At 38.3% G+C, this 26,668-nt stretch carries 25 protein-coding genes; 6 read left to right on the top strand and 19 right to left on the bottom strand.

All coding sequences use genetic code 11. From position 1 onward, the window contains the following. The first annotated feature begins 38 nt into the window (after positions 1–38). Positions 39–827 carry a potassium channel family protein gene (locus HWV02_RS12535; RefSeq protein WP_211688014.1) on the top strand — a complete coding sequence of 263 codons (789 nt, stop codon included), beginning with the start codon at positions 39–41 and terminating at the stop codon, positions 825–827. A gap of 7 nt (positions 828–834) precedes the next feature. On the opposite strand, the gene HWV02_RS12540 is transcribed toward HWV02_RS12535, so the two are convergent. Beyond that, a complete protein-coding gene (locus HWV02_RS12540; protein WP_211688016.1) occupies positions 835–3,504 on the bottom strand; it encodes an ATP-binding protein in 2,670 nt (889 codons plus the stop codon). 95 nt (positions 3,505–3,599) lie between these two features. Between HWV02_RS12540 and HWV02_RS12545 the strand changes: the two genes are divergently transcribed. Together HWV02_RS12545 and HWV02_RS12550 are read left to right on the top strand one after the other, a co-directional pair. Then, complete coding sequence (locus HWV02_RS12545) at positions 3,600–4,079, top strand: hypothetical protein (protein ID WP_211676147.1); 480 nt, start codon at positions 3,600–3,602, stop codon at positions 4,077–4,079. 3 nt (positions 4,080–4,082) lie between these two features. Continuing rightward, the gene (locus HWV02_RS12550; protein WP_211688018.1) at positions 4,083–5,135 is read left to right on the top strand and encodes a hypothetical protein; all 1,053 of its coding nucleotides are present in this window, start codon (positions 4,083–4,085) and stop codon (positions 5,133–5,135) included. Between the two features lie 98 nt (positions 5,136–5,233). On the opposite strand, the gene HWV02_RS12555 is transcribed toward HWV02_RS12550, so the two are convergent. Both HWV02_RS12555 and rluF read right to left on the bottom strand, forming a co-directional pair. After that, positions 5,234–5,890: a hypothetical protein gene (locus HWV02_RS12555; protein ID WP_211688019.1), complete on the bottom strand. Its 657-nt coding sequence runs from the start codon at positions 5,888–5,890 to the stop codon at positions 5,234–5,236. 8 nt (positions 5,891–5,898) lie between these two features. Continuing rightward, entirely contained in the window at positions 5,899–7,095 is a 1,197-nt protein-coding gene (gene rluF / locus HWV02_RS12560) for a 23S rRNA pseudouridine(2604) synthase RluF (protein WP_211688021.1), read from the bottom strand. A 261-nt stretch (positions 7,096–7,356) separates the two neighbouring features. Here rluF and HWV02_RS12565 point away from each other — a divergent pair, with 261 nt between their 5' ends. After that, positions 7,357–8,205 carry a S1 RNA-binding domain-containing protein gene (locus HWV02_RS12565; RefSeq protein ID WP_211671809.1) on the top strand — a complete coding sequence of 283 codons (849 nt, stop codon included), beginning with the start codon at positions 7,357–7,359 and terminating at the stop codon, positions 8,203–8,205. A 112-nt stretch (positions 8,206–8,317) separates the two neighbouring features. On the opposite strand, the gene HWV02_RS12570 is transcribed toward HWV02_RS12565, so the two are convergent. The 3 genes from HWV02_RS12570 to clpS form a co-directional block, all read right to left on the bottom strand. Further along, the gene (locus tag HWV02_RS12570) at positions 8,318–8,683 is read right to left on the bottom strand and encodes a hypothetical protein (RefSeq protein WP_211671810.1); all 366 of its coding nucleotides are present in this window, start codon (positions 8,681–8,683) and stop codon (positions 8,318–8,320) included. 87 nt (positions 8,684–8,770) lie between these two features. Continuing rightward, entirely contained in the window at positions 8,771–11,047 is a 2,277-nt protein-coding gene (gene clpA, locus HWV02_RS12575; RefSeq protein ID WP_211676151.1) for an ATP-dependent Clp protease ATP-binding subunit ClpA, read from the bottom strand. Positions 11,048–11,095: 48 nt separating this feature from the next. After that, on the bottom strand, positions 11,096–11,410 hold the full coding sequence (gene clpS, locus HWV02_RS12580) for an ATP-dependent Clp protease adapter ClpS (protein WP_019440075.1): 315 nt from the start codon (positions 11,408–11,410) through the stop codon (positions 11,096–11,098). Positions 11,411–11,673: 263 nt separating this feature from the next. Here clpS and cspD point away from each other — a divergent pair, with 263 nt between their 5' ends. Further along, a complete protein-coding gene (cspD, locus tag HWV02_RS12585; protein ID WP_045110286.1) occupies positions 11,674–11,895 on the top strand; it encodes a cold shock domain-containing protein CspD in 222 nt (73 codons plus the stop codon). Between the two features lie 68 nt (positions 11,896–11,963). Here the strand turns inward: cspD and HWV02_RS12590 are convergent, their stop codons facing one another. From HWV02_RS12590 to HWV02_RS12600, 3 genes are all read right to left on the bottom strand, one after another. Further along, complete coding sequence (locus tag HWV02_RS12590) at positions 11,964–15,761, bottom strand: translocation/assembly module TamB domain-containing protein (RefSeq protein WP_211688022.1); 3,798 nt, start codon at positions 15,759–15,761, stop codon at positions 11,964–11,966. Continuing rightward, complete coding sequence (locus HWV02_RS12595; RefSeq protein ID WP_211676153.1) at positions 15,761–17,494, bottom strand: autotransporter assembly complex family protein; 1,734 nt, start codon at positions 17,492–17,494, stop codon at positions 15,761–15,763. Before HWV02_RS12595 ends, HWV02_RS12590 begins: the two co-directional genes overlap by 1 nt. A gap of 186 nt (positions 17,495–17,680) precedes the next feature. Beyond that, positions 17,681–18,319 (bottom strand): deoxynucleoside kinase, encoded by a 639-nt coding sequence (locus HWV02_RS12600; protein ID WP_211676154.1) that lies wholly within the window; start codon positions 18,317–18,319, stop codon positions 17,681–17,683. Between the two features lie 208 nt (positions 18,320–18,527). Here HWV02_RS12600 and HWV02_RS12605 point away from each other — a divergent pair, with 208 nt between their 5' ends. Further along, entirely contained in the window at positions 18,528–19,868 is a 1,341-nt protein-coding gene (locus HWV02_RS12605; protein WP_211671815.1) for a DEAD/DEAH box helicase, read from the top strand. 109 nt (positions 19,869–19,977) lie between these two features. Here the strand turns inward: HWV02_RS12605 and moaE are convergent, their stop codons facing one another. The 10 genes from moaE to HWV02_RS12655 all read right to left on the bottom strand — a co-directional run bounded on the left by moaE (position 19,978) and on the right by HWV02_RS12655 (position 26,623). Further along, positions 19,978–20,433, bottom strand: coding sequence for a molybdopterin synthase catalytic subunit MoaE (gene moaE, locus HWV02_RS12610; protein WP_211671816.1), 456 nt, complete (start codon positions 20,431–20,433; stop codon positions 19,978–19,980). Continuing rightward, complete coding sequence (gene moaD / locus HWV02_RS12615; RefSeq protein ID WP_043994418.1) at positions 20,434–20,679, bottom strand: molybdopterin synthase sulfur carrier subunit; 246 nt, start codon at positions 20,677–20,679, stop codon at positions 20,434–20,436. Positions 20,680–20,696: 17 nt separating this feature from the next. Further along, positions 20,697–21,173: a cyclic pyranopterin monophosphate synthase MoaC gene (gene moaC / locus HWV02_RS12620; protein WP_211676155.1), complete on the bottom strand. Its 477-nt coding sequence runs from the start codon at positions 21,171–21,173 to the stop codon at positions 20,697–20,699. 30 nt (positions 21,174–21,203) lie between these two features. Continuing rightward, a complete protein-coding gene (gene moaB, locus HWV02_RS12625; protein ID WP_211676156.1) occupies positions 21,204–21,710 on the bottom strand; it encodes a molybdenum cofactor biosynthesis protein B in 507 nt (168 codons plus the stop codon). Positions 21,711–21,869: 159 nt separating this feature from the next. Beyond that, positions 21,870–22,388 carry an RNA methyltransferase gene (locus HWV02_RS12630; RefSeq protein ID WP_211676157.1) on the bottom strand — a complete coding sequence of 173 codons (519 nt, stop codon included), beginning with the start codon at positions 22,386–22,388 and terminating at the stop codon, positions 21,870–21,872. Positions 22,389–22,537: 149 nt separating this feature from the next. Further along, the gene (locus HWV02_RS12635) at positions 22,538–22,672 is read right to left on the bottom strand and encodes a TIGR02808 family protein (protein WP_211676158.1); all 135 of its coding nucleotides are present in this window, start codon (positions 22,670–22,672) and stop codon (positions 22,538–22,540) included. Between the two features lie 22 nt (positions 22,673–22,694). Next, entirely contained in the window at positions 22,695–23,267 is a 573-nt protein-coding gene (locus HWV02_RS12640) for a NapC/NirT family cytochrome c (RefSeq protein ID WP_211671821.1), read from the bottom strand. 43 nt (positions 23,268–23,310) lie between these two features. Beyond that, a complete protein-coding gene (locus HWV02_RS12645; protein WP_211688024.1) occupies positions 23,311–23,778 on the bottom strand; it encodes a nitrate reductase cytochrome c-type subunit in 468 nt (155 codons plus the stop codon). Between the two features lie 89 nt (positions 23,779–23,867). Beyond that, positions 23,868–26,354, bottom strand: a complete 2,487-nt coding sequence (gene napA / locus HWV02_RS12650; RefSeq protein WP_211676160.1) for a periplasmic nitrate reductase subunit alpha — start codon at positions 26,352–26,354, stop codon at positions 23,868–23,870. After that, complete coding sequence (locus HWV02_RS12655; RefSeq protein ID WP_211676161.1) at positions 26,351–26,623, bottom strand: chaperone NapD; 273 nt, start codon at positions 26,621–26,623, stop codon at positions 26,351–26,353. Before HWV02_RS12655 ends, napA begins: the two co-directional genes overlap by 4 nt. Positions 26,624–26,668 lie beyond the last annotated feature (45 nt).

Consider the following 26,668-nt stretch of genomic DNA (forward strand, 5'->3'; position numbering starts at 1 on the left):
TTATATTAATAAAATCAATGAATCAAGGCTGCTAACCTGTGCAAACAAAACTTAAAACTAATGATGATGTGAATCCATTTCAAATTTTCATGCTCATCTTATCACTGCATGTTGTTGCTTCCTCACTTATTCAGCTTATATTCCCGCTGTCTAGTAACGTTAGCGAAATATTGACCAGTGTGGATAATATCATTTGTTTATTCTTTTTTACCGACTTTGTCATTCGCTTTTATCAAGCAGAAAGTAAGCTACAATTTATGAAATGGGGCTGGATTGATTTATTATCTAGTATTCCTATGGTAGATCAACTTCAATTTATACGTATCATTCGTATTGCACGGATCCTCCGGGCTATTCAGCATATTCGATCATCTAAGCTCGTCCTTAAAATGATCTTTGAACATCGCTTTAAAGCCACGTTTTCCTTAGTGTCTGCAATATCATTTGTGCTTGTAACCTTTGGTGCTGTCGGTATTTTACTGCTAGAACAAGCGCAAATAGGCAGTAATATCAACAATGGTGTGGATGCGCTTTGGTGGTCATTTGTGACCATAACAACGGTTGGTTATGGTGATTATTATCCTGTAACAACAGGTGGGCGTATTATCGCTGCACTACTCATGACAGCCGGTGTTGGTTTATTCGGTACATTTACTGGATTTATTTCTTCGTGGTTTGTTGATGGTGGAAAAAAATCTAAAATAGAACAAACCCCCAATGTAGAGAACTTATATATAGAAGTCATTGCGTTAAAGCAGGATATTGCTGAGCTGAAAATGTTATTACGTCAGCAACGTCCTACTTCAGAGGCTAAACAAGAGCGATAATATCTGCTTAAGCAGCGCTTGCTAGCCGCTCAATCTTCTCGACAAGTAGATCTTTTTTAAATGGTTTCGGTACATAATCATTCATACCCACATCAAAACAACGTTGGATATCAGCATCCAGCACACTTGCAGTTAATGCAATAATGGGAGTTTGTGGTACCGAAAATGACGTTTCCCATTTCCGGATATGCTCTGTCGCTGTAAACCCATCCATAACAGGCATCATACAATCCATTAATATAGCCTTATACTTATGTTTACCAGAAGATACTATTGCGACTGCTTCTTCACCGTTATTAGCAATATGGCTATCATAACCACACTGCTTTAATAGCAAGGTGGCTACTTTTTGATTAATCAAATTGTCTTCCACAATAAGGATAAGCATATTATCTACTGCAATATCTTCAGTCATTACCTCATTATCCAAACTCGGCGCTATGCTTTTCTCTGATTCAGCCTTGTTCATCAGCGCTGATTTCATGGTTTTAAGTAATCGGTTACCAAGTAATGGTATGGTAGCTAAACCATCAATTCTATTATCAAAATCATATTTCTCATCTGTATGTGACTGTACTAAAATAAAAGTATAGTTGAGTGCTAGTTTACTTAAAAAATCTATGTCTTTTAGCGTTAGCGGAACACTATTTTGGCAATAAATGAGCAACGGATTAATATCTTTATCCATCGCGTTGTTTGGTAAATCTTGCGTATAAGCCACAGTCGTTATATCAGAAAAATTATTACGTGATAGTTCCGCACAAATACCATGACTAAAATCCATTTCATTAGTAATAATCGTTACCTTCGTATTTGTTGGTACCATCTGCTGAGCACGAATACCGGTAACTGAATCTACGTAAATCGTAAAATAGAAATTACTCCCCTCACCTTTTACGGAATCAATATCGACTTCCCCACCCATTAATTCAACTAATTGGCTACTAATCGCTAGCCCTAACCCAGTCCCTCCGAACTCTCGTGTAATTGAACCATCTTCTTGAGTGAAAGGTTCAAAAATTTTCTGTTGCTTATTGCCTTCAATACCAGTACCAGTATCAGCAACAGAGAACGACAACTCACATCGCTTATTTGAGAGTAATTTACAACTGAGTGATAAACTAACTTGACCACGATTAGTGAATTTAACAGCATTAGATAATAAGTTCATCAAGACCTGGCGTAATCTATGCTCATCTAATAATAACTCTGTCGGTAGCTCTGGAGTTATATTGACGATAATATCTAAATTCTTGGATGCTGCAGCGGGGATAACAATTGCCACAGTATCGTAAATAACTTCTCGTAGATTACAACTATGATTAGAAATGGTAAGGTGACCAGATTCAATTTTAGAAAAATCCAGAATATCATTAATTAATATAAGTAATGTTTGCGAGGAGTTTTCAATAATCGCAAGATGCTCCTGCTGTGACGGTGTTAACTTAGTGCTAGCTAAGATATCGGACATACCAATGACACCATTCAACGGGGTTCTAATTTCATGTGACATATTCGCTAAAAATGAACTTTTCGCAACGTTTGCCTGTTCGGCTAACTCCTTAGCCTGAATTATCTGACTTTCGTTTGTGTAGCGCTCTTCAATTAGCTTATTTAACATTTTAGCGAACGCACTAAATTCATCATTACCATCGATTTTCACTTTTAGTGAATAGTCATGAGTATCTTCAATACGCGTTAACGTAGCAATAATTTCTTTCAAGTTGCCAAGAATACGTTGAATCAGCATCCAACCTAAGTAAGACGCACAGAGTAATAATGCCGTAATGAAAATGCTCGATGCCATCACATGCATTTTAGCTTCAGCGACTTTTGTTTTAATCTTGATTGATAAGTTCGCACCTACATTTGACACAACTTGTCTAATTAATGTTAAACGTTTGTCTAACACTGATATGTCGTAATTACTTGCGTTTGTTTTGAAGTGCTCATTTTGAATCAAATTACGTAATGCATAACTGTCTAAAAATGCCTTATCAGAAAATGTACTTTGCAAAAGAGAGATTTGACTGTTATCGGCACTAATCGCAATAAACCGTTCAATAAACAGCTGTTGCCTTTCAACGATGGCGGGCAATAAGGATTTAACATCAACACTAGCACCTGAAAAAATAAGGTTTATGTACCAGTTTTCTTCATTAGCCCAAAAATAAAGCCACTGTAATTGATACAAGACCTCAATATTACTTTCTATTTCTTTATCGTTAAAATCGAGGTTGTTTTTTTCTAATATAAGGAGTAGTTGACTCGTAGAATCCGAGATCCAGCTAGACCAATCATTAACATCTTCGGCGCTAAGGCTCGTGAGCTCTTCAGCAGCACCGTCTAAATCGGATAATAAATCAATCGCGTTGTTACTCTTTTGCAAGGCTAAAGGTGCTAATTTTTTTAATTTATTGACAGCGTTCGTGAATGAAGTAAGTTCATCTTCATTGGCTACCGTATCATTCGAAAGTTTGTTGACTCTTATACTATGCAGTAGTGTATTTAAGTGTAACGACTCAGTGAGTAGTTCAATTCTATATTGAAGCTTATTTAGTTGGTTTAATGTAAACACAGACTCACTGACTCGATCGCCAATCAACAACGTAAGTAACAATAATGGACATAACAATAAAATTATTAGCCGTTTTTTGATCGATAACGTATTAAGCATAAGTTTTTGACTTCCATGTAAAAATTAATTTGTTATTTACTCTTTTTCTTACTAACTTGAATGATAGGTAACAGAACTAAAATTAGCAGGTAAACATGTTTAAAGGATTAAACTTACGTAATTTTTGCGTTGGACTACTCATTTTTTCACTCTCGCCCCCATTTAATATCTCAGCTGAAGAAGAAATCGGAAAAGATGAAGGACGAAGTTTTGCCGTATTTTCATTGAATAATTCTTTTCCTAAGTTGAGTAAAAGCAAGGTAAGAATGATATATAAAGGAAAGGTAAAACGTATTAACAATGAAAATGTTGAACTTGTTGATTTAACAGAAGATAGCGATGACAAGGCCTATTTTTATCAAAAGCTACTTGGTAAATCGCTCTCCCAGATGAATGGTTATAGAGCCAGTTTAGCATTTTCGGGAAAAGGGAACCTACCCGTCACCATATCAAATAATGATATTACATCCATACTCGATTGGTTGGAAGAAAACCCAAACGGCATTGCTTACGCCACCATAAAGTCATTACCAAAAGATGTTAATGTTTTATTCGTTTTAGACCCGGAGGAATAAAGCATGCATATATCAAAGATTTGCTTTATAGCAACAACACTATCAATCAGTACATTCGCAGTAAATGCAAAACTAAATCTTACCGATAACATTTCGTTAAGTGGTTTTGGCTCGACTTCCATAGTCCAGTCTAGCAATGCAACACCACTCTATGTCAACCGAGAGATCACAGATAACACTTGTTACGATTGTGATACAACTTTAGGGTTGCAAGGTGATATCCGCTTTAATGATAACTTCAATACTTCGGTTCAGATTGTAAAACGCCCTCAAGATAGCTGGTCATCACCGAGGTTAGAATGGGCCTACGTAGGTTATAGCGTATCAGATTTTAACTTAAAAGTTGGGCGGTTACGGTTACCCTTGTTTCTAAGCTCTGAATACTACTATGTTGGACAAGCATATACGTCAGCGAGACCTCCACAAGAGGTATATAACTCGACCTTAGGGCTCACGTCTTATGATGGACTTTCTGGGACTTGGGATATCGAAATAAATGATGAGAGTTATTTAGCGGTAACACCCTATATTGGTATAGAAAGTAATGGTGTGGTTGACATAGGTGACAATCAATATGCTTTTAATATAGAGAAAACTGTAGGTATGCACAGTGAATTAAGCGGATTTGATTATCGCATTATGTTTAATTATGCGTATTTCGAATATGTAGTCGATGTAACGACACCGCAAGGAACTATGCAACATCCTGCAGACAACATTAGTATTTACACATTAGGCACAGAATATTCACTTGACCAATGGCTACTGACGGCTGAAGTACTTATCGATACGATGCATTTCAATTGGTATTCAAGCTTAGCTTATAATATTGATAAATTTACCCCTTACGTAACCTATGCTGAATCACACCACAGCCAAAAAAATAACTCTCTGTTAATCGGACTACGTTATGATTTAACGACAACTGTATCACTTAATACAGAGTGGAAATACACGAATGCAAAAGGTGGGAGTCATGGTGAGTTGATCAGAAGTCCTGCCGATGGCGATACTGATGCTCAACTATATACTATAATGCTTAATTTTATCTTCTGATAAACGGTGTGATTTGAATAGAAAATTGAATAACTCAAAGTCGTTATGAAAAGGAATCAAGCACGGCTTTGAGTTATTATAATTATTAACATCAGAAATTAGGACTGGTTATCTACTATATCAGCGATTATCTGCGTTCGCTCTGCTGGCGATATATTTAAATAAAGACGACTAATGCGAATGGCATAACCAAACTTATCTGTACCTAATCGTTTAACAAGTTCAGGTAATAGCGTATCGTCAAGATGAAAGGTTTTGATATAATGTTCCATTGCGTGTTCAACACTGACAAACTCTGTACCATCAAACGTAAATCCACCCGCCTCATCATCTGCAGCAAGTGGGACGCCCTCAAGACATAACGGCCAACCAGAATAGTTAATTCTTTCCTTTGCAATGGTATACATCATCCATGCACTACGCTTAAAACCTTCAAACGCAGCACCTTCAAATTCAGACTCTTGCAACTCTTGCTCGGTCCAATTTGAACCAATACTTAATGCTTTTTGATATTTCCGTGTTAGTGCTGCTTTTACGGCATTACGATATTGATAGATAGACTGGCTGCGGGCTTTTTTCACAAAAGACAGGCATTCTGCGCATGCTGGGACAGATAAAGGCTCATGGGGCGCTTTATTTATATCATCCACAGAGAACGGTATATTGATCGTGGCATCTGATGGTTCGCCACAAAACAAGCATGTGTAGCGAACGTCAAATGGTATGTCAATTTGAGGATACTTATCGACAGACATTTATCTAATTACTTCTTTTTCAACGATAAGGTGCCTTTAACACGAGGTGTAGCGGACGTAGCCTTTACATTAGCCAGTTTCGCTTTTTCACGTTCCGCAATAATACTGAAACGAGTAACAGGTTTTTTTCGTTCTTTTCTCTTTTCAGCAGAGTCAAAACGCGCTCTTGATGCAATTTGTTCATCAGAATAAGACACTGGTTTATCTTGCTGGGCTATCCCTGAAGACATATCAGCATCAGACGATGCTGCATTTTGCGTCCAGAAATTAGATGTCGGCTCATCGTTCTTATCTAGATCAGCGGTTGTTTCATCTTTATTCCAAACATTTGAACTTGCTTCTTCATTCAAAACTTGACCAGGTGTTGCGGCGTAGTCACCGTAGCCGAAACGCTTCTGACGTGCAGCACTGTTAACACCACGTTTTGAATGTACACCTTTGGTTTTTGGCTTTTCTTGACCATAGTCAGACGCTTCTTCTGTACTGCTTGAACCTTCAACCATGCTATTGATTTCAGCCATTTCTTTATCAGTCAGTAAACGCCATTGACCCGTTGCTAAACCTTTCATATCAATATTCATAATACGTGTACGCGTTAGTGATTTCACTTGGAAACCAAAATGCTCACACATGCGTCGAATCTGCTGATTTAGACCCTGCGTTAAAATTATTTTGAATTCAAAACGACCTTCGCGCGTCACTTTACAGGGTTTAGTGATCGTGTCTAAAATTGGCACACCGCGCGCCATATCCTTTAAAAATCGGTCAGTAACGGTACTATCAACTTTAACTATGTATTCTTTTTCGTGCGCGTTACCAGCACGTAGAATTTTATTAACAATATCACCATCATTGGTTAGAAAGATAAGACCTTCTGATGGTTTATCAAGACGACCGATTGGGAATATTCGCGTACTGTAATCAATCAAATCAATCACGTTACCTTGAATGTGACGTTCTGTCGTACAGGTAATACCTTCCGGCTTGTTTAGGGCAATATAGATACGTTTTTGTTTTTCTTTAACGGGTTTTCCATTTACAGAAACCATATCGCCATCTGACACTTTCGTTCCCATCTCTGGAATTTTACCATTAATGGTTACGCGACCTTGTTCAATTAAGCGGTCTGCCTCTCGGCGAGAGCAATAACCCGTGTCACTGATATATTTATTAAGTCGTGTTAGTTTGATGTCTTGTTGCGTCATGATAATTTATACTAATATTAAGGGAATTAGGAATTGCGAAAGGTTTTGAGAACTTATACTTCAGAAAGACCGCAATTATGTGTGTGGAGTATAACAGAAGGCATTATTATCAAGCAATATTAGTGTATATATTTAACCTTTCAAGTAATTAATACTAATTCATCCGCAAATATTGGGTTTTTTTCACGCTTCGTGGTACATTGCCCGCATTATTGGGTGATCTATAATAACCCTCATTATTTCAAGACAGAGCAAAGAACTATGGCAGAATTAGGTAAGTTAAATACCCTAGAAATTATCAAAGAAACTGGATCGGGTTTCTACCTGGACGGCGGTGTATTAGGTGAAATACTGTTACCTTTTACAAACTCACCATTAGATATCGATATCGGTGATGAGCTTGAGGTATTTATCTACCTTGATTCAGAAGACCGTATCATTGCAACAACACAAAAAGTACTTGGTGCTGTCGGCGAATTCGTCATGCTAAAAGTAAAGCAAGTAAACAATGTAGGTGCATTCCTTGATTGGGGCTTAGACAAAGATCTTTTAGTTCCATACAGTGAACAGCGCATTCCATTACAAGTGGGTCGTGAATACCTTGTCGCTATTTACTTAGATCGCATTCACGGACGTATTACAGCAACAACAAAACTAGATCGTCACGTTGACAACACGCCTGCGCGTTACAAAATACACGAAGAAGTCGAGATCACCCCTGTTGATCCAACTGATCTTGGGTATAAAGTAATTGTAAATAATAGCCATTGGGGCGTTGTTTACAAAAATGAAATGTTTAAGAAATTAAACCGTGGTGAAAAACAAAAAGCATACATTCAAAAAGTACGTGAAGACGGTAAAATTGATATCTTACTTAATGAACCTGGTCATGGAAAAGTATCTGATTTTAGCCAAGTACTATTATCAGAACTGAATAAAAATGGTGGTTTCATGGCGGTTACAGATAAAACAGACCCTGAAACAATCTCTCGCTTATTTGGTGTGAGTAAAAAGACATTCAAAAGCGCTGTAGGCCAACTATTCAAGAAAGGTATCATTGATATCGTTAAGACAGGTAACGTTGGCTTACAAGTTAAAGACAGTGAATAATGTATACTATCAGTCGTTGATTACGAACAATAAGATATAAAGAGTAATCAAACTAATAGTAATAAAAATGGAAGCCAATTGGCTTCCATTTTTTATGCTTAGTCATTTTAAATTAATGAACAATTTGCGAAATAGCAACATTAGCTTGTTTGTCCATCTCAGCAGAGCCCAACATCATAATTAACTCATCGTCAGAATAAGCAGATAAATCGTTAGCTTGTTCAATAATATCTTCCATGACCGCGTTGACGTCACCATTCTGTACTCTGTGCCACTGATAAAAACTGATAAGTAATACTTGTAATACATAGTCTTCATCTAATAAAGCTACATCAATACCACTTTCTAATGCCACTGCTTCCAATGTTTCAATGTCAAAGGAAATACTGCCATCATAATCAAGTTCAAGTCCTAAGGAGTCAAAACTAATCCCATCTGGGATACTAATTTCGACCCTAGTTAATGCGGAAATATCCATTTTGCATTCCCTCTTTAAGTCAAGCATAGATACAAAGTAACACTAATACGAAAAAAAACAACCTTCTAGTTCTATTCAAAAATTAACTTATTCTGTTTCTGTCGCTGTCACTTTCACATCCGTAAACGTAAACGCGAGCTCATCACCCTTCAATTGAATATCAACAGCGCCACCATTTGACAATTTACCAAACAAGATCTCATTGGCAAGATTACGTTTAATTTTATCTTGAATAACACGCGCCATTGGTCTAGCGCCCATCGTTTTATCGTAACCTTTATTAGCTAACCATTTACGAGCATCGTTTGATACATGTAAGGTAACTTGTTTGTCATCTAACTGTGCTTCTAATTCAACCAAGAATTTATCAACAACCATATGGATAACATTCATATCAAGATGATTAAACCAGATAATGTTATCAAGACGATTACGGAACTCAGGTGCAAACAGTTTATTCACTTCGCCAAGCGCATCACTATTATTATCTTGTTCTTTAAAACCAATGGATTGACGAACGGTTTCCGTTGCACCAGCGTTAGTTGTCATCACTAAAATAATATTACGGAAATCAGCTTTACGGCCATTGTTGTCCGTTAATGTACCGTTATCCATCACTTGTAATAACAAGTTAAATACATCTGGATGTGCTTTTTCAATTTCATCCAATAACACAACAGCATGTGGTTGTTTAATAACCGCATCCGTTAATAGACCACCTTGATCATAACCAACATAACCAGGAGGCGCACCAATCAAACGAGATACAGTATGACGCTCCATGTATTCCGACATATCAAAACGGATCAGATCAACACCCATAATTTTAGCTAAGCGTTGAGTCACTTCTGTTTTACCAACACCTGTCGGACCAGCAAACAAGAAAGAGCCAATTGGTTTTGTTTCAGCGCCTAAACCAGAACGCGATAAACGAATCGCATCGGTTAACACTTCAATCGCAGGGTCTTGCCCAAACACAACCATTTTCAAGTTACGTTCTAAGTTTCGAAGTACATCACGATCATTAGAAGAAACTGATTTTTCTGGAATGCGAGCCATTTTTGCAATAATAGATTCAATTTCACCAATACCGATCGTTTTCTTACGTTTATTTATCGGTAACAAGCGCTGTTTAGCACCCGCTTCATCCATCACATCAATCGCCTTATCAGGTAATTGACGTTCATTAATGTACTTCGCAGATAGCTCTGTTGCTGCACGTAGCGCTTTAGTCGTATAGCGTACATCATGATGTTCTTCGTAGCGAGACTTCAAACCTTGCAGAATTTTAACCGTATCATCAATAGAGGGTTCAACAATATCCACTTTTTGGAAACGGCGTGCTAACGCACTGTCTTTCTCAAAGATTTGGCTGTACTCAGAATATGTAGTCGAACCAATACAACGTAACGTACCATTACTTAATAATGGTTTAATTAAATTTGCGGCATCAAGTTGACCACCTGACGCGGCACCGGCCCCAACAATAGTGTGAATTTCATCAATAAATAAAATAGCATCATCGTGTTTTTGTAACTGTTTCAATAATGATTTAAAACGTTTTTCAAAATCACCTCGGTACTTGGTACCAGCAAGCAGAGCGCCTAAATCGAGTGAGAATACCTGCGTATTTTTCATCACATCAGGGACTTCTTTATTGACGATTCGGTATGCAAGGCCTTCTGCAATCGCCGTTTTGCCCACACCGGCTTCACCAACCAATAATGGGTTATTTTTACGACGACGACATAATATTTGAATAGTACGATTTAGTTCTTCATTACGTCCAATTAATGGGTCAATTCGCCCTTCGACAACAGATTTATTGAGATTAGTAGAGAAGTTTTCAAGTTGAGTTGATTGATCTTCACTATCATTAATGACTTGTTCCGAAGCGTCATGACTATCTTCAGCACCCGGTTCTTCATCATTTTTACGAATCCCGTGCGAAATGAAATTAATCACATCTAATCGGCTCATACCTGCTTTTTTCAATATATAAGCAGCTTGTGATTCTTGCTCACTGAAGATAGCAACAAGTACATTCGAACCTGTCACTTCATTATTTCCTGAAGATTGCACATGGAACACAGCACGCTGTAACACACGTTGAAAGCCGAGCGTAGGCTGTGTTTCTTTCTCTTCATCCGATTCAGGTAAAATAGGTGTCGTTTGTTCTAAAAAAAGCAATAGTTCATCGCGAATAGCATCGATATCACCAGAACAGCCTTTAATCGCTTCGCAAGCAGATTTATTGCTCAGTAGTGAAACCAACAAATGTTCGACCGTCATAAATTCATGACGATTTTCACGTGCAGTTTTAAACGCTTCATTTAGCGTTACTTCAAGATCTTTGCTTAACATAGGCATCTCCCTATAACTACGTGTTGCGTAATATTGTCAGCATTACGTTTATGCTTGTTCCATGGTACATAATAAGGACTGTTCGTTGTCTTTTGCATATTGCATTACCTGTGATACTTTTGTCTCGGCTATATCAGCCGTAAATACGCCACAAACACCTCTGCCCCGATAATGAACAGTTAACATGATTTGGTTAGCCTTATCTATATCCATAGAAAAAAACCTTTGTAGTACATCTACAACGAAATCCATTGGAGTATAGTCATCATTATTCAAAAACACTTTGTAAAACGAAGGCGGTTTTAGTTCTTGCTCACTTTCTATACTTGTTTTGAAATCAATCAGTTCATCTAACTTACTCATAATTCTATCTTAGTACCTATCACAGATTTGGGCTAATAAGTTTCAACCTTTCGTCTAAGTTTACCTCATTTTAATCATTTTTAGGAATATTAACTTGACTATAGTGGCGAATAAACTAAATTTATTAACAAGATGCGTTAAAGTAGTTTACATTTGAGTTACCTTGATATGTATTATTATAACCATCTTATAACCCATGAGTTAAATGGGTGATGTATGTTCAGTAATCAAACAATTTGCAATTACAGAAAGGATGCAGAGGTATGGCAACCGGTACGGTTAAATGGTTCAATAACGCGAAAGGATTCGGCTTCATTTGTCCTGAATCTGGTGGTGATGATGTGTTCGCTCATTTTTCTATTATACAAATGGATGGATATCGTACATTAAAAGCAGGACAAGTCGTTGACTATGAAATAGATGAAGGCCCAAAAGGATCTCATGCTGTTTCTATTTCAGCCCATGAAACAAGCGAGATAAAATAGCTTGTAGGCCTATTTTGATAAAAAGCAGCTTGGCTGCTTTTATTTTTTATGGCTATTATTTAAAGATCTTAACGGCTAAATTTATAATATAAATCAACCGCCTTATCTACACCAGACACTAATTCTATATAGAGCTTCGGAATAATCTCATATCGTACGATGACCTCACTTAGATCAGAGAATAAACCAATACCATAACGAATTTGTATACCAGGTAATACATACCCACTCACTTCGACTCTAGTATCATTACCTTGTCCACTAGTATCGATGGAAAAATCTTTAACTCCCAGCGTATCACCCAAGAAACTGATAACGTCTTTACCTTGCCCAAGACTCGAACCAACAAGCATTGTCTTTATCACAACGTCTTGACTCGTTTCATCTTCCGAGTCTATATCACGTCCACGTAATAAATAGGAAATCATACGGGTTTGCGGCATTTCAGGCTCTGAAAATATCGTAAACAGCGGTTTTTTAACAGGTCCTATTAATCGGACACCGACAATAACGTTGTCTTCTGTCACCTCTGAATTACGAATAGCTTCTACATTTATATAAGGGTTTTCGATGGGGCCAGAAAATACAATTTGTCCTTTTCGAATATAGAGATCTTGACCAAACGAACGGTAACGACCACTTTCAAACTGAAGCATCCCATCAGAAAATAAATTACCATCGCCATCAAGAATAACATTTACATCGCCAGTAATATTAGATTTAAGACCAAATGAATCTATTTTCACATTGTCTAATAATTTAATATTCACTTCAACATCGAGTGGGTAGTTCTGTTTTTCATTGACGTCATCAGCGTCAACAATAACCACATCATTAGAAACTGGGATCGCGGTTTGCGGCAATTTCTCTACTTTAATTCGCGCATACGGTATTACAATATCACCGCTAATTTTAGTCCCTAGAGTGTTGCCTTTAATGCTTATGTTAGGACTAAAATGTAGATGTACCCCCTTACTATCGTCAAACTCAAAGTTGTCACCCTGTAGAAGCATTTGATAGTTAAATTCATGACCCCAAGTAATATTACCGACGATTTTAGCTAGCCCTTTACCTGAATTAGCGCTACCAGTAATACTCGCTTTTTGACCACTAGATTCTATACTAAATTGAAAATTGTCTAGCGTGACAGGTAATTCATCTCCAGCTAAATAACCATTGTTGACATTGAACTGCCCGATGAACTCAGGCTTGTCTAAAGTCCCATCTACAATACCAGCACCGGATACAACACCATTAAGTACATCTACCTGATAAATAAGCGGCTCAATAAAGGCGAGTTCCATATCGATGATATTGATATCACCACTCAATTCACGCTTACCAAAGATATCATCCACACGAATATCAGATGTCATTCCACCCAATTCATGTGAGTTGATATTAATCTTCGTAGTTAGATTCGATTCGTCCAATCTTACATCCGCTACTAACTTATCAAAATTAGCAATACTACTTTCTTCATCATTATAGATGAGTAATGATGAATCAATGATCTCTATCTTAGACGTCATTTGCAATGACTCGTCCTTACGCCAAGCTACTTTACTCATAATGTTAAGTAAACCTTCGATCTTGATATTTTTTTCCCTTGCTAAACCTAATTTATTTATATCGAAATCTTGCAGTTTAAATTCAAAATTGCCTGCGCCTTCAACTTTCCCGTCAAAACCTAGACACAGCGTGGCTGTCTTTTCATTCCAGCAGTGTTGCGCAATCGAAAGATAATAATCTTTTTTAGAGAAAGTGAAATTAACATTCGGGTCAATGACCCAATTACCATATTCTGAATTAACTCGCCCTTTAGTCACCTTTCCCTGTAAGGTATCACCTTTCCAAAAACCGCTTAGCTTTAATAGCGCATTATTTTTTTCATTATCCAGGCTTAAACTAATACTACTGTCAGTTTGGCCCGCTATATATTCTAAAGCAATTTTATCAATGACCTGTTCGCCGATTATTAACTTTTCACCAGTAAACGATATGTTTCCCAGCGGACTTTCAGTTAAGCTAATTCGTCCAGTAAGGTCTGCTCGCTGTAATTTATTATTTTCAAATAAAACATTATCAGTGAATAAATCAAAGTTAAGCCAAGGCTGACTCTTCTGACCCATAATAGTGAAATAACCAAACGCACTCCCCTTACTTTCTGGAAGATAAGCCGTTAGAGATTCAATATCAACTTCCCCTCCAATCTTAAACTGCTCGTTAATAGTACCGTCTAGTTTGATTGAGTCTGCTCCACGAGAAAGTGAAAAACCATCTAGACTCCAATACAGATCTTGATCGAGTGCTATCCTTCCCTGTAAAGTGAGTGGATAACCTTTAAAATCGGCGACGACGTCGATATCATCAATATCAAGTTTCCAATCATTATCTAATTCGGGTTTGAGGTTAAAGTTAACCGTAGCGCTTCCATGCGGCTGTAACTTTATATCTGGCCAAAATTGATCTAATCGTATGCCTTCTGCTGCGACTTTACTTTTTACCGTAATACCATCTGTCCATTTTAGTTGCCCAGATGCTGAAACATGTCCACTCAGCGTTTTAGCGTTAATCTGAGAAAATGATAAATCTTGTAGACTCCCTTTACCTTTTGCATCAAGATCCAACAACGGTGCATTATCAATATCTAACAGTCCTGAAACGGCTATAGTGTAGTCATCAAGATTACCTTGCATTGACAACTTCCCATCCGCTAACTTGATATATGCCGGCTTCAGTAATGGCCAGCTTAATTGTTGCCAATTAGCATTGATAGTAAAGGGTAAGGCTGGACGTAACGGCGCGAGTAATGCATCGATATGCGTATTAATCGGCCCTGATGTATTGATAGCTAAATTCATACTATCAAGGCTACCCGTCGCGTTGACATTGACAGCAAGTTGTTTTAATAACGCTGGTTGCTTTAATGTTGTGTTAACCGTCGCATACAAGGGGTAATCTTTTTGTAATACAATTTGTCCTTTAATACTGGTATCAGCCTGCGGCATACTAACGATAAGTTTTTCGATCCCCACTTCACCAGAGTTAATATAACCAGCTAAGTCTATCGCGTTGAAATATAGGGATAAATCATTTACTTTCAGCTTAGACTGAATAAGCTTTGCATCATGCACATCTACACGTAGTGGAATTGAAACCTGATAAAGTTCGAACTCATTTAATAGATCAGTAACGATATCTAATTGTTTATTTGTTTCTTCAACCAAGGTGGTAGGTTTCGAGCTTATAGCGCCACTTGTTACCATATTTTCTGCTGATTCAGTTGATACTTGAACATCTACGTTATGTGTTATCAATTTGGTAACAACAATATCTCGCCCTGATAAATTAACTACAGCCTCAAGACGATCAGCTGTCACACTGGTATTAGCAACAATAACATTAATATCTCGAATATCTATATTTGAAGCGCTGATTAAAATAGGGATATTTAATTGCCAAGTATCATTTTCAATTCTATCATCGAGCTTAGCGATACGTGATAGTGTGTCATTCAAATCAATACCGAGAAGTGTACTAGGTTCTTCCGTTAGAGGCATATTGAAAGATACTGCGCTAGAATCCAGTTTATTAATGCAGACTTCTGCACTAAATAAACAACTTAAATCAATGTCATATGCTAAGTCTGAAATTGAAAGTTGAAATAGTTCCCCTTGCCAATCAATTGTTTTCCAATGTGCTTGATTAAAAACCGTGCCTTCTTCCAGAACCAGATGTAGCGGTAATTCTGTGTTATTTAATTGATTAATGATGAACTGGTTTCCGGCATGACTGCCGAGTAAGGCTGTTAAGCTGCTAACAAGCAGAATTAAACTTACAAAAAACAATTGAATAAGCCGCATTACAATTCAGGCCCAATATACAAATGAAAAGTATACTTAGTATCTGTATCTGAATTAACAGGTACAGCAAAGTCAACTTTGACAGGGCCAATAGGAGTCATCCAACGGAGACCAGTCCCAACACCCACACTAATAGGTTCAGAAAAATCATTGGTTGATGTACCCGCATCGGTAAAAAGTCCAACACGCCATTTTTCAGCAAATTGATAACCGTACTCAAACGAGCCAACCGTTAAATAGCGACCACCTATATATTTTTTATTATCATCAACAGCTGTAACCGTTTCATATTGATAACCTCGAATACTTTGACTACCACCAGCAAAAAAACGCATTGATGCTGGCACACTCTCTATTTTATCGACATAAATAGCGCCTAAATCAAAACGCGTTGTGAAAAAGTGAGTTCTATCGATAGAGCGTAAATACTTTGTCCGGCTCTGTATTTTAGCCATATTAATGTCAGCCCCCCAACCACGACTCGCGACCTCAAAACTAAAAAGCTGCTGATTCCCCCAATAAGGATCAACACCGCCGCGTTGATTTGTTTTCGCAAAACTAACACCAGGTAATACCATGATGGTATTACCTTTTTGGCTAGCCTGGGTGAAATTTTCTTGCTCAAATTTTATAAACCAAGTACGCAACCACTTAGATTCTAATTCAAATTGACGTTGTAACTGTAAAGTGTACAAATCACTCTTTGTATCCTTGCTATCTTTACGCTGATAACCTAATTGGATTTTAGCTATGTTGGTAATGGGATCTTCGATCGGAATATCATAGTTAGCAGTAAACTCCTGCTGTACTTTTGAATATTCAAATTTTGCGGAAACACTATCACCACGACTATTGATCCAAGGTTTTTTCCAGCCTAACGTGCCTCTAACACCCACATCACTGAGATAGCCAATACCAACTTCATACGTGTTGCTAGGATGATTTATGACTGTTATTACCATTGGGACTTTACCATCTGCTCTGCCATTAATATTAGGCACAACAGATGCAGACTGGAAATACCGACTATTAAATAATGCTAAACTATATTCAGCGACTAAATAAGAATCATACGCTTGTCCCTCCTCAAATGTTGCTAGTTCAGTGACTATAAATTCAGATTTGGTTGGATTGGATAAAACACTCTCTCCGAAAACATAACGCTGCTTACTATCAAAAATAAGATCGATTTCTGCGCTATTTTTTTTAACACTAACGCGCACTTCACTTTTTAGCCATTTACCATCAAAATAACCCCGCGCTAGCGCAAGTTTACTGATATCCGCCTTAAATTTGTCGTAGTCCGCATGTGATAAATTGTCACCTCTGTGCAATGGTATTTCATTCAATAAATGAATAAAAGCCGTATCATTTTTTGCACCACCATTAATTTCCACATTAACAACGGATAACGTCACCCTTTCCCCTAATTGAATATCAATAAAGACGAGAAGTTCATCATCATCAACAGTCAGGTGGACCGTAATTTCGGGGCGATAAAAACCAAAAACTTGGAGCGACTCGATAAGGTTTTTACGTACTTTAGATTCAAAATAACTGTAATTGTTACCTTTAGGAATAGAGATCGTCGATAAGTAAGAATTAACGTTATCTTTGATATCACCTGAAACACCATTAATATCGAAAGCAACACTTGAAACAGCAAACGCGGAAGGAGAGAAAACTGAAGAATATAAAAATAGAATAAATGCGTATAAAACTGATAGTTTCACTAACTGAGACCTTACTTAGCACAGTTCAATATAGAATCGTACTTTCCATGTAAAAGAAAATGATGAATAACAGATTAGTCTAATTACAATATAAATTCAATGGCGCAATATTTACCACACCATTGTATACACCCAAACTACTTCAAGCTGCGTAATCAACACCTTGAAATGGTTTGGGTAAATTAACTAAATACCTTCACTAATGATACGTTTAGCTAATGTGCTAGAACAACCAAAGTGTGTCCAGTTTTCCGTTAACAGAACGGTGTCATATTTACGGCAGATATGTGGTAAAAATGTATCATGGCAATCAGATATTAATTGTAGATAATCACGAGATGTACCTTGCTCTGCATCACGAGCACGTGAAAGCATACGCGTATACGCAGTTTCCGCGTCAGAGCGTAAATAAACAACGGCAGACACACGCGGGTAATCTTTTAATTTGGTTTGAATATCATAATAATAATCAAGATCTTTACCATCTGGACGGCACGCTTCTGCTAAGTTGGCTTGACAGAAAACAAGATCAGAGAACAACGAACGTTCAATAATATAATTAAATTTAGGATCTAAATCTTTACAGATATCCGCTCTTTTATTGGTAATGTAGCGTTGAAATTCAATGCGGCGTGTCGAGTCTACCGTAAACGCTTGTAACAATCGTTTAAATTCAGGATCTGAATCCACGTCTTCTAAAATTAATCGCCACTCAGAATTATCATGTTCAGTTAATTTTTCAGCCAGTAAGGGTAATAATGTTGACTTGCCAACACCAATATTGCCTTCGATCGCGACTAGCTTAAACGTTTGCTCATTACTCATTTTAAAACCTATCATGCCAATACAAGCGGAATATTATAGCATATTGACCATTCTATCCAAGCTCAAGCACGTTTAAAATATAAGCAGTTTAATAAATTAAGTCTGATTTTTTTACCTGTTAACGTAAATCATACATTCACCTAAGTTATTTATTACTGTATAATATGCCGCCTTAATGAGGCATATTGCCCAATTGCTAGGATATCCAATGAAATTTTCATCATATAGTTTTACTCCCGAAATTTTACGCGCGCTAGATGCTTGTAATTATGACCAAATGACGCCTGTACAACAGCAAGCTATTCCAGCAGCTGGTCGCGGTAAAGATATTCTAGCTAACGCACAAACAGGTACTGGTAAAACAGCCGCGTTTGCTTTACCTATCTTGCAGCAAATCGCAGATACGCCAAAAGACATCCACTCAGGCAGCGTACGCGCACTAATCTTAGTACCGACACGTGAGCTAGCAGCACAAGTAACAGACAACATTCAAGCATACAGCCAATTCATGGAACTTAACGTTGTGAGTGTATACGGCGGCGTTAAAATGGAAACGCAAACTAAACAGCTTAAACAAGGTGTTGATGTTTTAGTTGCAACGCCAGGTCGTTTATTAGAACACCTACAACTCAACAACACCAACCTTGCTAACGTTGAACACTTAGTACTAGACGAAGCAGATCGTATGCTTGATATGGGTTTCATCACCGATATCCGTAAGATCTTAGAGTCTATATCGAATGATTTCCAAACAATGCTTTTCTCTGCAACGTTATCTCAACAAATGAAGCACCTAGCAAATGAATTACTGTCTAGCCCAGTGGTTGTTTCTGCTTCAAAAGAAAACTCGACAGCGTCAACAATTAAACACGTTATTCACCCTGTTGAGCAACGCCGTAAACAAGAGCTTTTATCTGAGTTAATCGGTACTAAAAACTGGAAACAAGTATTAGTTTTTGTTAACACTAAAGAAGCGGCTAATAACATCGTTAAGGAATTAAAACTTGATGGTATTAAAGCTGACGTTTGTCACGGTGATAAAGGCCAAGGCGCACGTCGTCGTGCATTAGGTGAGTTTAAAGAAGGTAAAATCCGCGCGCTAGTTGCAACAGATGTTGCTGCTCGTGGTCTTGATGTTCAAGGTCTTAAGTATGTAGTTAACTTTGATTTACCATTCCTAGCTGAAGATTATGTTCACCGTATCGGTCGTACAGGCCGTGCAGGCGAAACAGGTAATGCTGTATCATTTGTATCGCGTGAAGAAGAACACGGTCTGGCTGATATTGAAGCTATGATCGGGTATAAGATTGAACGCCAAGTTGTTAAAGGCTATGAAGTAAGTAACCGCGATCGTCTAATTGCAGACATTAGTGGTCGTGCTTCGCATGAGCGTCGTCAGCCTCGTCGTAACAAAGCGGTTGGTGAAGAAAAAGTTGAGCATAAACCAAAAACAACTGCGCCATCGAAAAAAGCAAGTAAAGGTAAGCACCGTAAAACAAGTGCTAAGTTACACCGTAAAGGTAATGTAGCAGCGCCAAAACAAAAATAACAATTAGCTTAGCTATTCGTTAAAATAGTAAGGCCCTATTAAATAACCAACTTGGTTTGTTTAATAGGGCCTTTGTTGTATTTACAGAATCATTGTTGATGATCTGCAATCACTTCCAACGGTCTGCTGCTGTAGTATCAGTTTCCCTAGCATCTACCCAATGAGAACCCGCTTCCGTTGCTTCTTTTTTCCAGAATGGCGCTTGGGTTTTTAAATAGTCCATAATGAACTCACATGCTTGAAACGCATCACCACGGTGCATACTTGCCACACCAACAAAAACAATCTGATCACCTAATGCTAATTCGCCAACACGGTGAATCACTTTAACACCTTGGATAGACCAGCGAGTTTCAGCTTCAACCAATATCTTAGCCAGTGACTTTTCAGTCATGCCAGGATAATGCTCAAGTGTTAAACCCGATACATTATCACCTTGGTTAAAATCGCGTACCTTCCCGATAAAAGTAACAACAGCACCAGTACTGTGACTTTTACCTAATGCCGCATATTCTGCTGCTAGGTCAAAATCTTCAGTTTGGATCTGAATCATATCTGTATTCATTTAGCCTCCAGTAACGGGTGGGAAAAATGCAACCTCAACGCCGTCGTTCAGTGGCGAGTCCAAACTACAAATTTCTTGGTCAATAGCCACCAGCAATTTATCAGAATCAAGCGCCAGTGCCCACTTCCCGCCTTTACCTGCTAATTCAGCACGTAATGCATTCACAGACTCGAACTGACCAGTCACTTCTAATTCAGCGCATTCAACCAATTCTCTAATTTGTGCAAAAAATAATACTTTAATCATCATCATACCTGCGCAATCTAAACTTTAAAATGACCTGACTTGCCACCTGTTTTCTCAAGTAGCTTAACACCATCAATGATAATGTCTTTTTGAACGGCTTTACACATGTCATAAATCGTTAATGCCGCAACGGATGCGGCTGTTAACGCTTCCATTTCAACGCCGGTTTTACCCGAAAGCTTACAACACGTTTCGATACGTACAAGGTTGTTTTCTGGCTCAGGCGTTAATTCAACCGTTACTTTGGTCAACATTAGTGGATGACAAAGCGGAATGATATCGGATGTTTTCTTTGCAGCTTGAATTCCCGCAATACGCGCTGTCGCAAATACATCACCTTTATGATGATCGCCCGACATAATTAGCGCAAGCGTGTCTGCTGACATACGTACAATAGCTTCAGCTCTTGCTTCACGTTGTGTTACTGTTTTTTCTGTAACATCAACCATATTTGCTTCACCAGAAGCATTTACATGAGTAAATTGTTGAGACATTAATAATTCCTATAGCTTAAATACTATTACTTAAATATGTGGCATAAAATTGCATGGACGATGTGAACTATTTAACTGCTCACGTAAAATCTTATTCCAACCAGTTTTACATGCGCCTGTCGAGCCTGGCATACAGAAAATAACGGTTTTATTTGCAAAACCACCCACTGCACGGCTCTGAATTGTCGATGTTCCGATCTCATCGTATGAAACAGCACGGAATAATTCACCAAAGCCTTCGATCGCTTTATCAAATAATGGTTGAACCGCTTCAGGCGTTGTATCGCGAGCAGTAAAACCAGTGCCACCGGTAATTAGCACACCTTGAATATCTTCATCAGCAATCCATTGAGATACAATAGCTCGGATCTTGTATTTATCATCAATGACGATCTTTTTATCCATTAAAATATGACCGTCAGCAACAAGAGCTTCTGCAAGAAAGCGCCCTGAAGTATCTGTTTCTTCATTACGGGTATCGGATACGGTTAATACGGCAAGTTTTGCGGCTTTAAACCCTGATTCAGCATGGCTCATTATCTTTCCTTTCAATTCAGTCATGTTAATTAAGCAATTATAAGACATTGAGCTCATCGTTCGTTGATCTTGATCAGCTAGTAAATAACGTAAGTGCTAGCTGCACCATAATTAAACAAGCTCAACGCTAAGAAGATATTTACACGTCGTTATTAATTATTATTTACTACTTACAGCCACTTTTACTTTGTTGTTATTATCACGACTTTCACGAATCAACGCATCATTAGCAATAGTTTCGGTTGACTTTGCCAGACGATCATACAGTAGGACATTCACCGTAGCTGCAAGATTCATACAACCAACGGTAGGCACATAAACAACCGCAGATGCCCGATCAATTACTTTTTGATCTATGGTCCCGTCTTCAGGTCCAAAGATATAAATAACATTATCAGGATGCTCAAACGCGGGTAGTGGGATTGCGCCTTCAGCTAATTCAACACACACTATATTGGTTGATTCTGGAATACTATCAAGCCAATTATCAACACCCGTTAATGGTGTTTTAGCCGCGATATTCTGGGTGTCGGTTTGAAAGGCTGAGGCCCGGTCATATCTTAGACCAGTGTAATAAACCGCATCCGCTTGATAACAACCAGCAGCGCGCATTACAGCACCAACATTAGTCGGACTTTTAGGATTGGTTAAACCAATAGATACATTTTTGTTTTTCATTCAGTGCTTTATTTTATCAATAATAAACGGATATTGTGGCGGTATAATACAGGGATATTAAAGCCACCTCAAGGTAGTAAGTGAGAGAATAAAAAAGGCCGCATTACAGTAATGCGGCCTTAACATTATTAATCTAGTTTACGTTGTAATTATTTCTTTTTGTCTGAAGTAAAAGACAATGCCCATACTGAAACCCCTGCCACGCCAATAAAACCAACGAGGAAAATAAACGGTATCGCAGTGTAACCTAGGATATGCCAAATAACGTATTCTAACGTACTCATAATAGTGTTTCCTTTTATCTATCTACCAACCAGGTACGTCTGACATATCTGGTAGCTGATGGGCAATACCCTTATGGCAATCAACACATGTTTTTTCACCACTCGCTAATGCCGTAGAATGCTGCTTTCTACTACGCGGGCCTTGTTCTGAAAAGTCCATGAATTCAAAGTTATGACAATTACGGCATTCCTGTGAATCATTTTCTTTCATACGTTGCCATTCGCGTACAGCTAAATGCTTACGACGTGCTTCAAACTTTTCTTGAGTAGAGATTTTACCCATCAAGAATGCAACAATTTCATTACTCGCTTGCACTTTACGTACAATTTTATCAGTCCATTTATGCGGTACGTGGCAATCAGAACAGATAGCGCGTACACCAGAACGATTAGAGTAGTGAATTGTTTCTTTTAGTTCTTTAAGAATCGGCGCATGACAAGCAGAACAAAATTCTTCTGTGTTTGTCGCTTCCATCCCCATGTTAAAGGCACCCCAAAAAATAATACCGCCAAGAAAACCCATTGCCAAGACAGTACCAACGGCCGCTTTACTTGGTGTCGTTAATTTACGCCAAAAATTTAAAATTAGTTTCATTTTATCGCCTCTTTTTCGTTTAGGCTACTTCCATTTAGATAAATCAACGCAATGAATCTACACGTTTAAAATCATTTTCGATTAACGGTGATGCATCTGCTTGTGTAACATGACACTGCAAGCAGAAGTAACGACGTGGCGACACATCAGATAATACTTCGCCTTCACGTGATTGATAATGCGTTACACTGATTTTAGTCGCGCCCATTTCACCTGCGTATTTCCAGCTGTGACATGACAGACATTTGTTCGCATTTAAAGACACTTCATAATGACGTGTTTGATGCGGAACCAGTGGTGGTTGGTATACGTAATCACGATCAATTGGACTACGATCTTTTATCACACGTTTCAACTCATCCGCTTTACGAGTGGTGTCTAACTCAGTGATACCACGTAATGATGCAACGCCACCGATATTTACATTTTCAATTACAGCAGTTTCTGTACTTTGTGCTGATACAGAGAATAACGTCCCTGCAGCTAGCAGCACAGCCAATAATTTTCTCATATAATGTTCTCCGCCTATTGGCAAATAAATCCGTTATTTACCAGTATCGTTTACTGGCAAACTCGTTCAGTAAGATGTGCAGTTTTTAATTACACTTTAGTAATTTTAATTGCACATTTTTTATAATCCGTTTGTTTTGATAACGGATCCGTAGCATCTAGACATACTTTGTTAATTAATACTCGCGCATCAAACCAAGGTACAAATACTAAGCCTACTGGAGGGCGGTTACGACCACGTGTTTCTACACGACAGCGCACTTCACCACGAAGAGATTCAATAAGAACTTCATCACCGCGACGTACATTACGTTTTTTAGCATCATCGGGATGGATATAACAAAGTGCATCCGGCATTGCACGATATAATTCAGGAACACGTGCTGTCATCGTACCTGAGTGCCAATGTTCAAGAACACGACCAGTACATAACCACATATCATATTCTTCATTTGGCATTTCAGGTGGCGCTTCGTACGGTGCAAAGATAATGTTTGCTTTACCATCTGACTTACCATAGAACTCAAAGCCTTTACCTTTACCTACGTATGGATCACTGCCTTCTGCAAAACGCCATTTTGTTTCAACACCGTTCACAACAGGCCAACGTAAACCACGCACTGTATGGTAAACATCATAAGGGGCTAGATCATGGCCATGACCACGACCAAAACTTGCATATTCTTCAAATAGACCTTTTTGCACATAGAAACCTTGATCATTTGCATCATCATTTAGCTCTTGCGCTTCGCTTAATGGGAATGCATCAACGTGACCGTTACGATAAAGTACATCGTACATCGTCTTACCACGATGCTCTGGCATTTTAGCTAACAGGTCTTCGCCCCACACTTCTTCAATTTTAAAGCGCTTAGAGAATTCCATTAACTGCCATAAATCTGATTTGGCACCTTCAACAGATTTAACTTGTTGATACCAAGCTTGTGTACGACGCTCAGCGTTACCGTATGCGCCCTCTTTCTCTACCCACATTGCAGTTGGTAAAATAAGATCAGATGCTTGTGCCGTTACTGTTGGGTATGGGTCAGAACAAACGATGAAGTTAGCTGGGTTGCGGTAACCTGGTAAGCCCTCTTCCATCATGTTTGGTGCTGCTTGCATATTGTTATTACACATAGTCCAATACGCATTTAAGGTACCGTCTTTTAATGCACGGTTTTGTGCAACAGCATGTAGACCTGGTTTCGGTGGAATCGTACCTTCTGGTAATTTCCAAATCTTTTCAGCAGTTGCGCGATGTTTCGGGTTCGCAACAACCATATCTGCTGGTAATCGGTGTGAGAATACCCCCACTTCACGTGCAGTACCACATGCTGATGGTTGGCCCGTTAGCGAGAATGGACCATTACCCGGTTGTGATATTTTACCAACAAGTAAATGGATGTTGTAAACAAGGCTGTTCATCCATACACCGCGAGTATGTTGATTCATACCCATTGTCCATAGCGACATTACTTTGATGTTTGGATCTGCATATTGCTTAGCAAGTGTAATTAGTTTTTCTTCTGATACACCTGAGATTTCAGATGCTTTCTCAACCGTATACTCAGCAACAGACGCCTTATACTCTTCAAATGTCATTGCTGTCATTTTGCCCGAGTTAGGGTTTTTGGCTTTAGCTTGCATTGGATGTTCGTCACGTAAGCCGTAACCGATATCCGTTGCTGTACGTTTAAAGTGTGTATGCTTATTAACGAAATCCCAGTTTACAGCATCGTTTTGAATGATGTAATTAGCAATAAAGTTAGCCATTGCTAAATCGGATTGAGGGTTGAAAACAATCCCCATATCAGCTAATTCAAAAGAACGATGTTTATAAGTGGATAATACATTAACTTTAACATGCTGATTACTTAAGCGGTGATCAGTAATACGCGTCCATAAAATAGGATGCATTTCCGCCATGTTTGAACCCCAAAGTACAAACGAATCTGCATTTTCGAAATCATCATAACAACCCATTGGCTCATCAATACCAAAGGTACGCATGAAACCACCAACAGCAGAAGCCATACAGTGACGTGCATTCGGATCAATGTTATTTGAACGGAAGCCTGCTTTCATCAATTTAACTGCTGCATACCCTTCCATTACGGTCCACTGACCAGAACCAAACATACCCACTGATGTTGGACCGTTTGCTTTTAGTGATGCTTTCCATTTCTCAGCCATGATATCAAACGCTTGATCCCATGAAATTGGTGCAAATTCACCGTCTTTCGCAAACTTACCATCTCGCATACGCAGTAAAGGCGTTGTTAAACGATCTTTCCCGTACATGATTTTAGATAAGAAATAGCCTTTAACACAGTTAAGACCTTTATTTACAGGAGCTTCAGGATCGCCTTGAGTAGCAACAACTCGGCCACCCTGTGTACCGACTAATACAGAGCAACCTGTACCACAGAATCGGCATGGGGCTTTATCCCACTTAATTTTAGTCTCATCACGACTTGCAATCAGGTTTGTTGCACTCGCAGGAAGAGTAACGCCAGCAATTGCAGCTGCAGAGACTGCAGCATTTGCTTTAACAAACGCACGTCTGGTTAATTTCATAGATCATCCTCACATGATGGATCGATAGTTTCAATTTGGTGAAAAACAAGAGAAGTACTTAAGACATGTTCGAAATTATTAATTTTATCAATAATATCGGTAACAAATTTTTGATTACTGGTTTCTAATACGACGATAATTTTACCCTCTTCACTATCACCGTAAATTTCAGCATCAGGAAGTGCTGAAATTTTATGCTTCACGTCTACCAAACCTTCTGGTTTCACGTGAATAATTAGACTCGATATATGAACTTCTTGTTCTGCCATTTTATGACCTTATAATTATTATAAAACGAATTCTTAATAGCTAAA

Source organism: Moritella sp. 28, from assembly GCF_018219435.1.
Classification (GTDB): Bacteria; Pseudomonadota; Gammaproteobacteria; order Enterobacterales; family Moritellaceae; genus Moritella.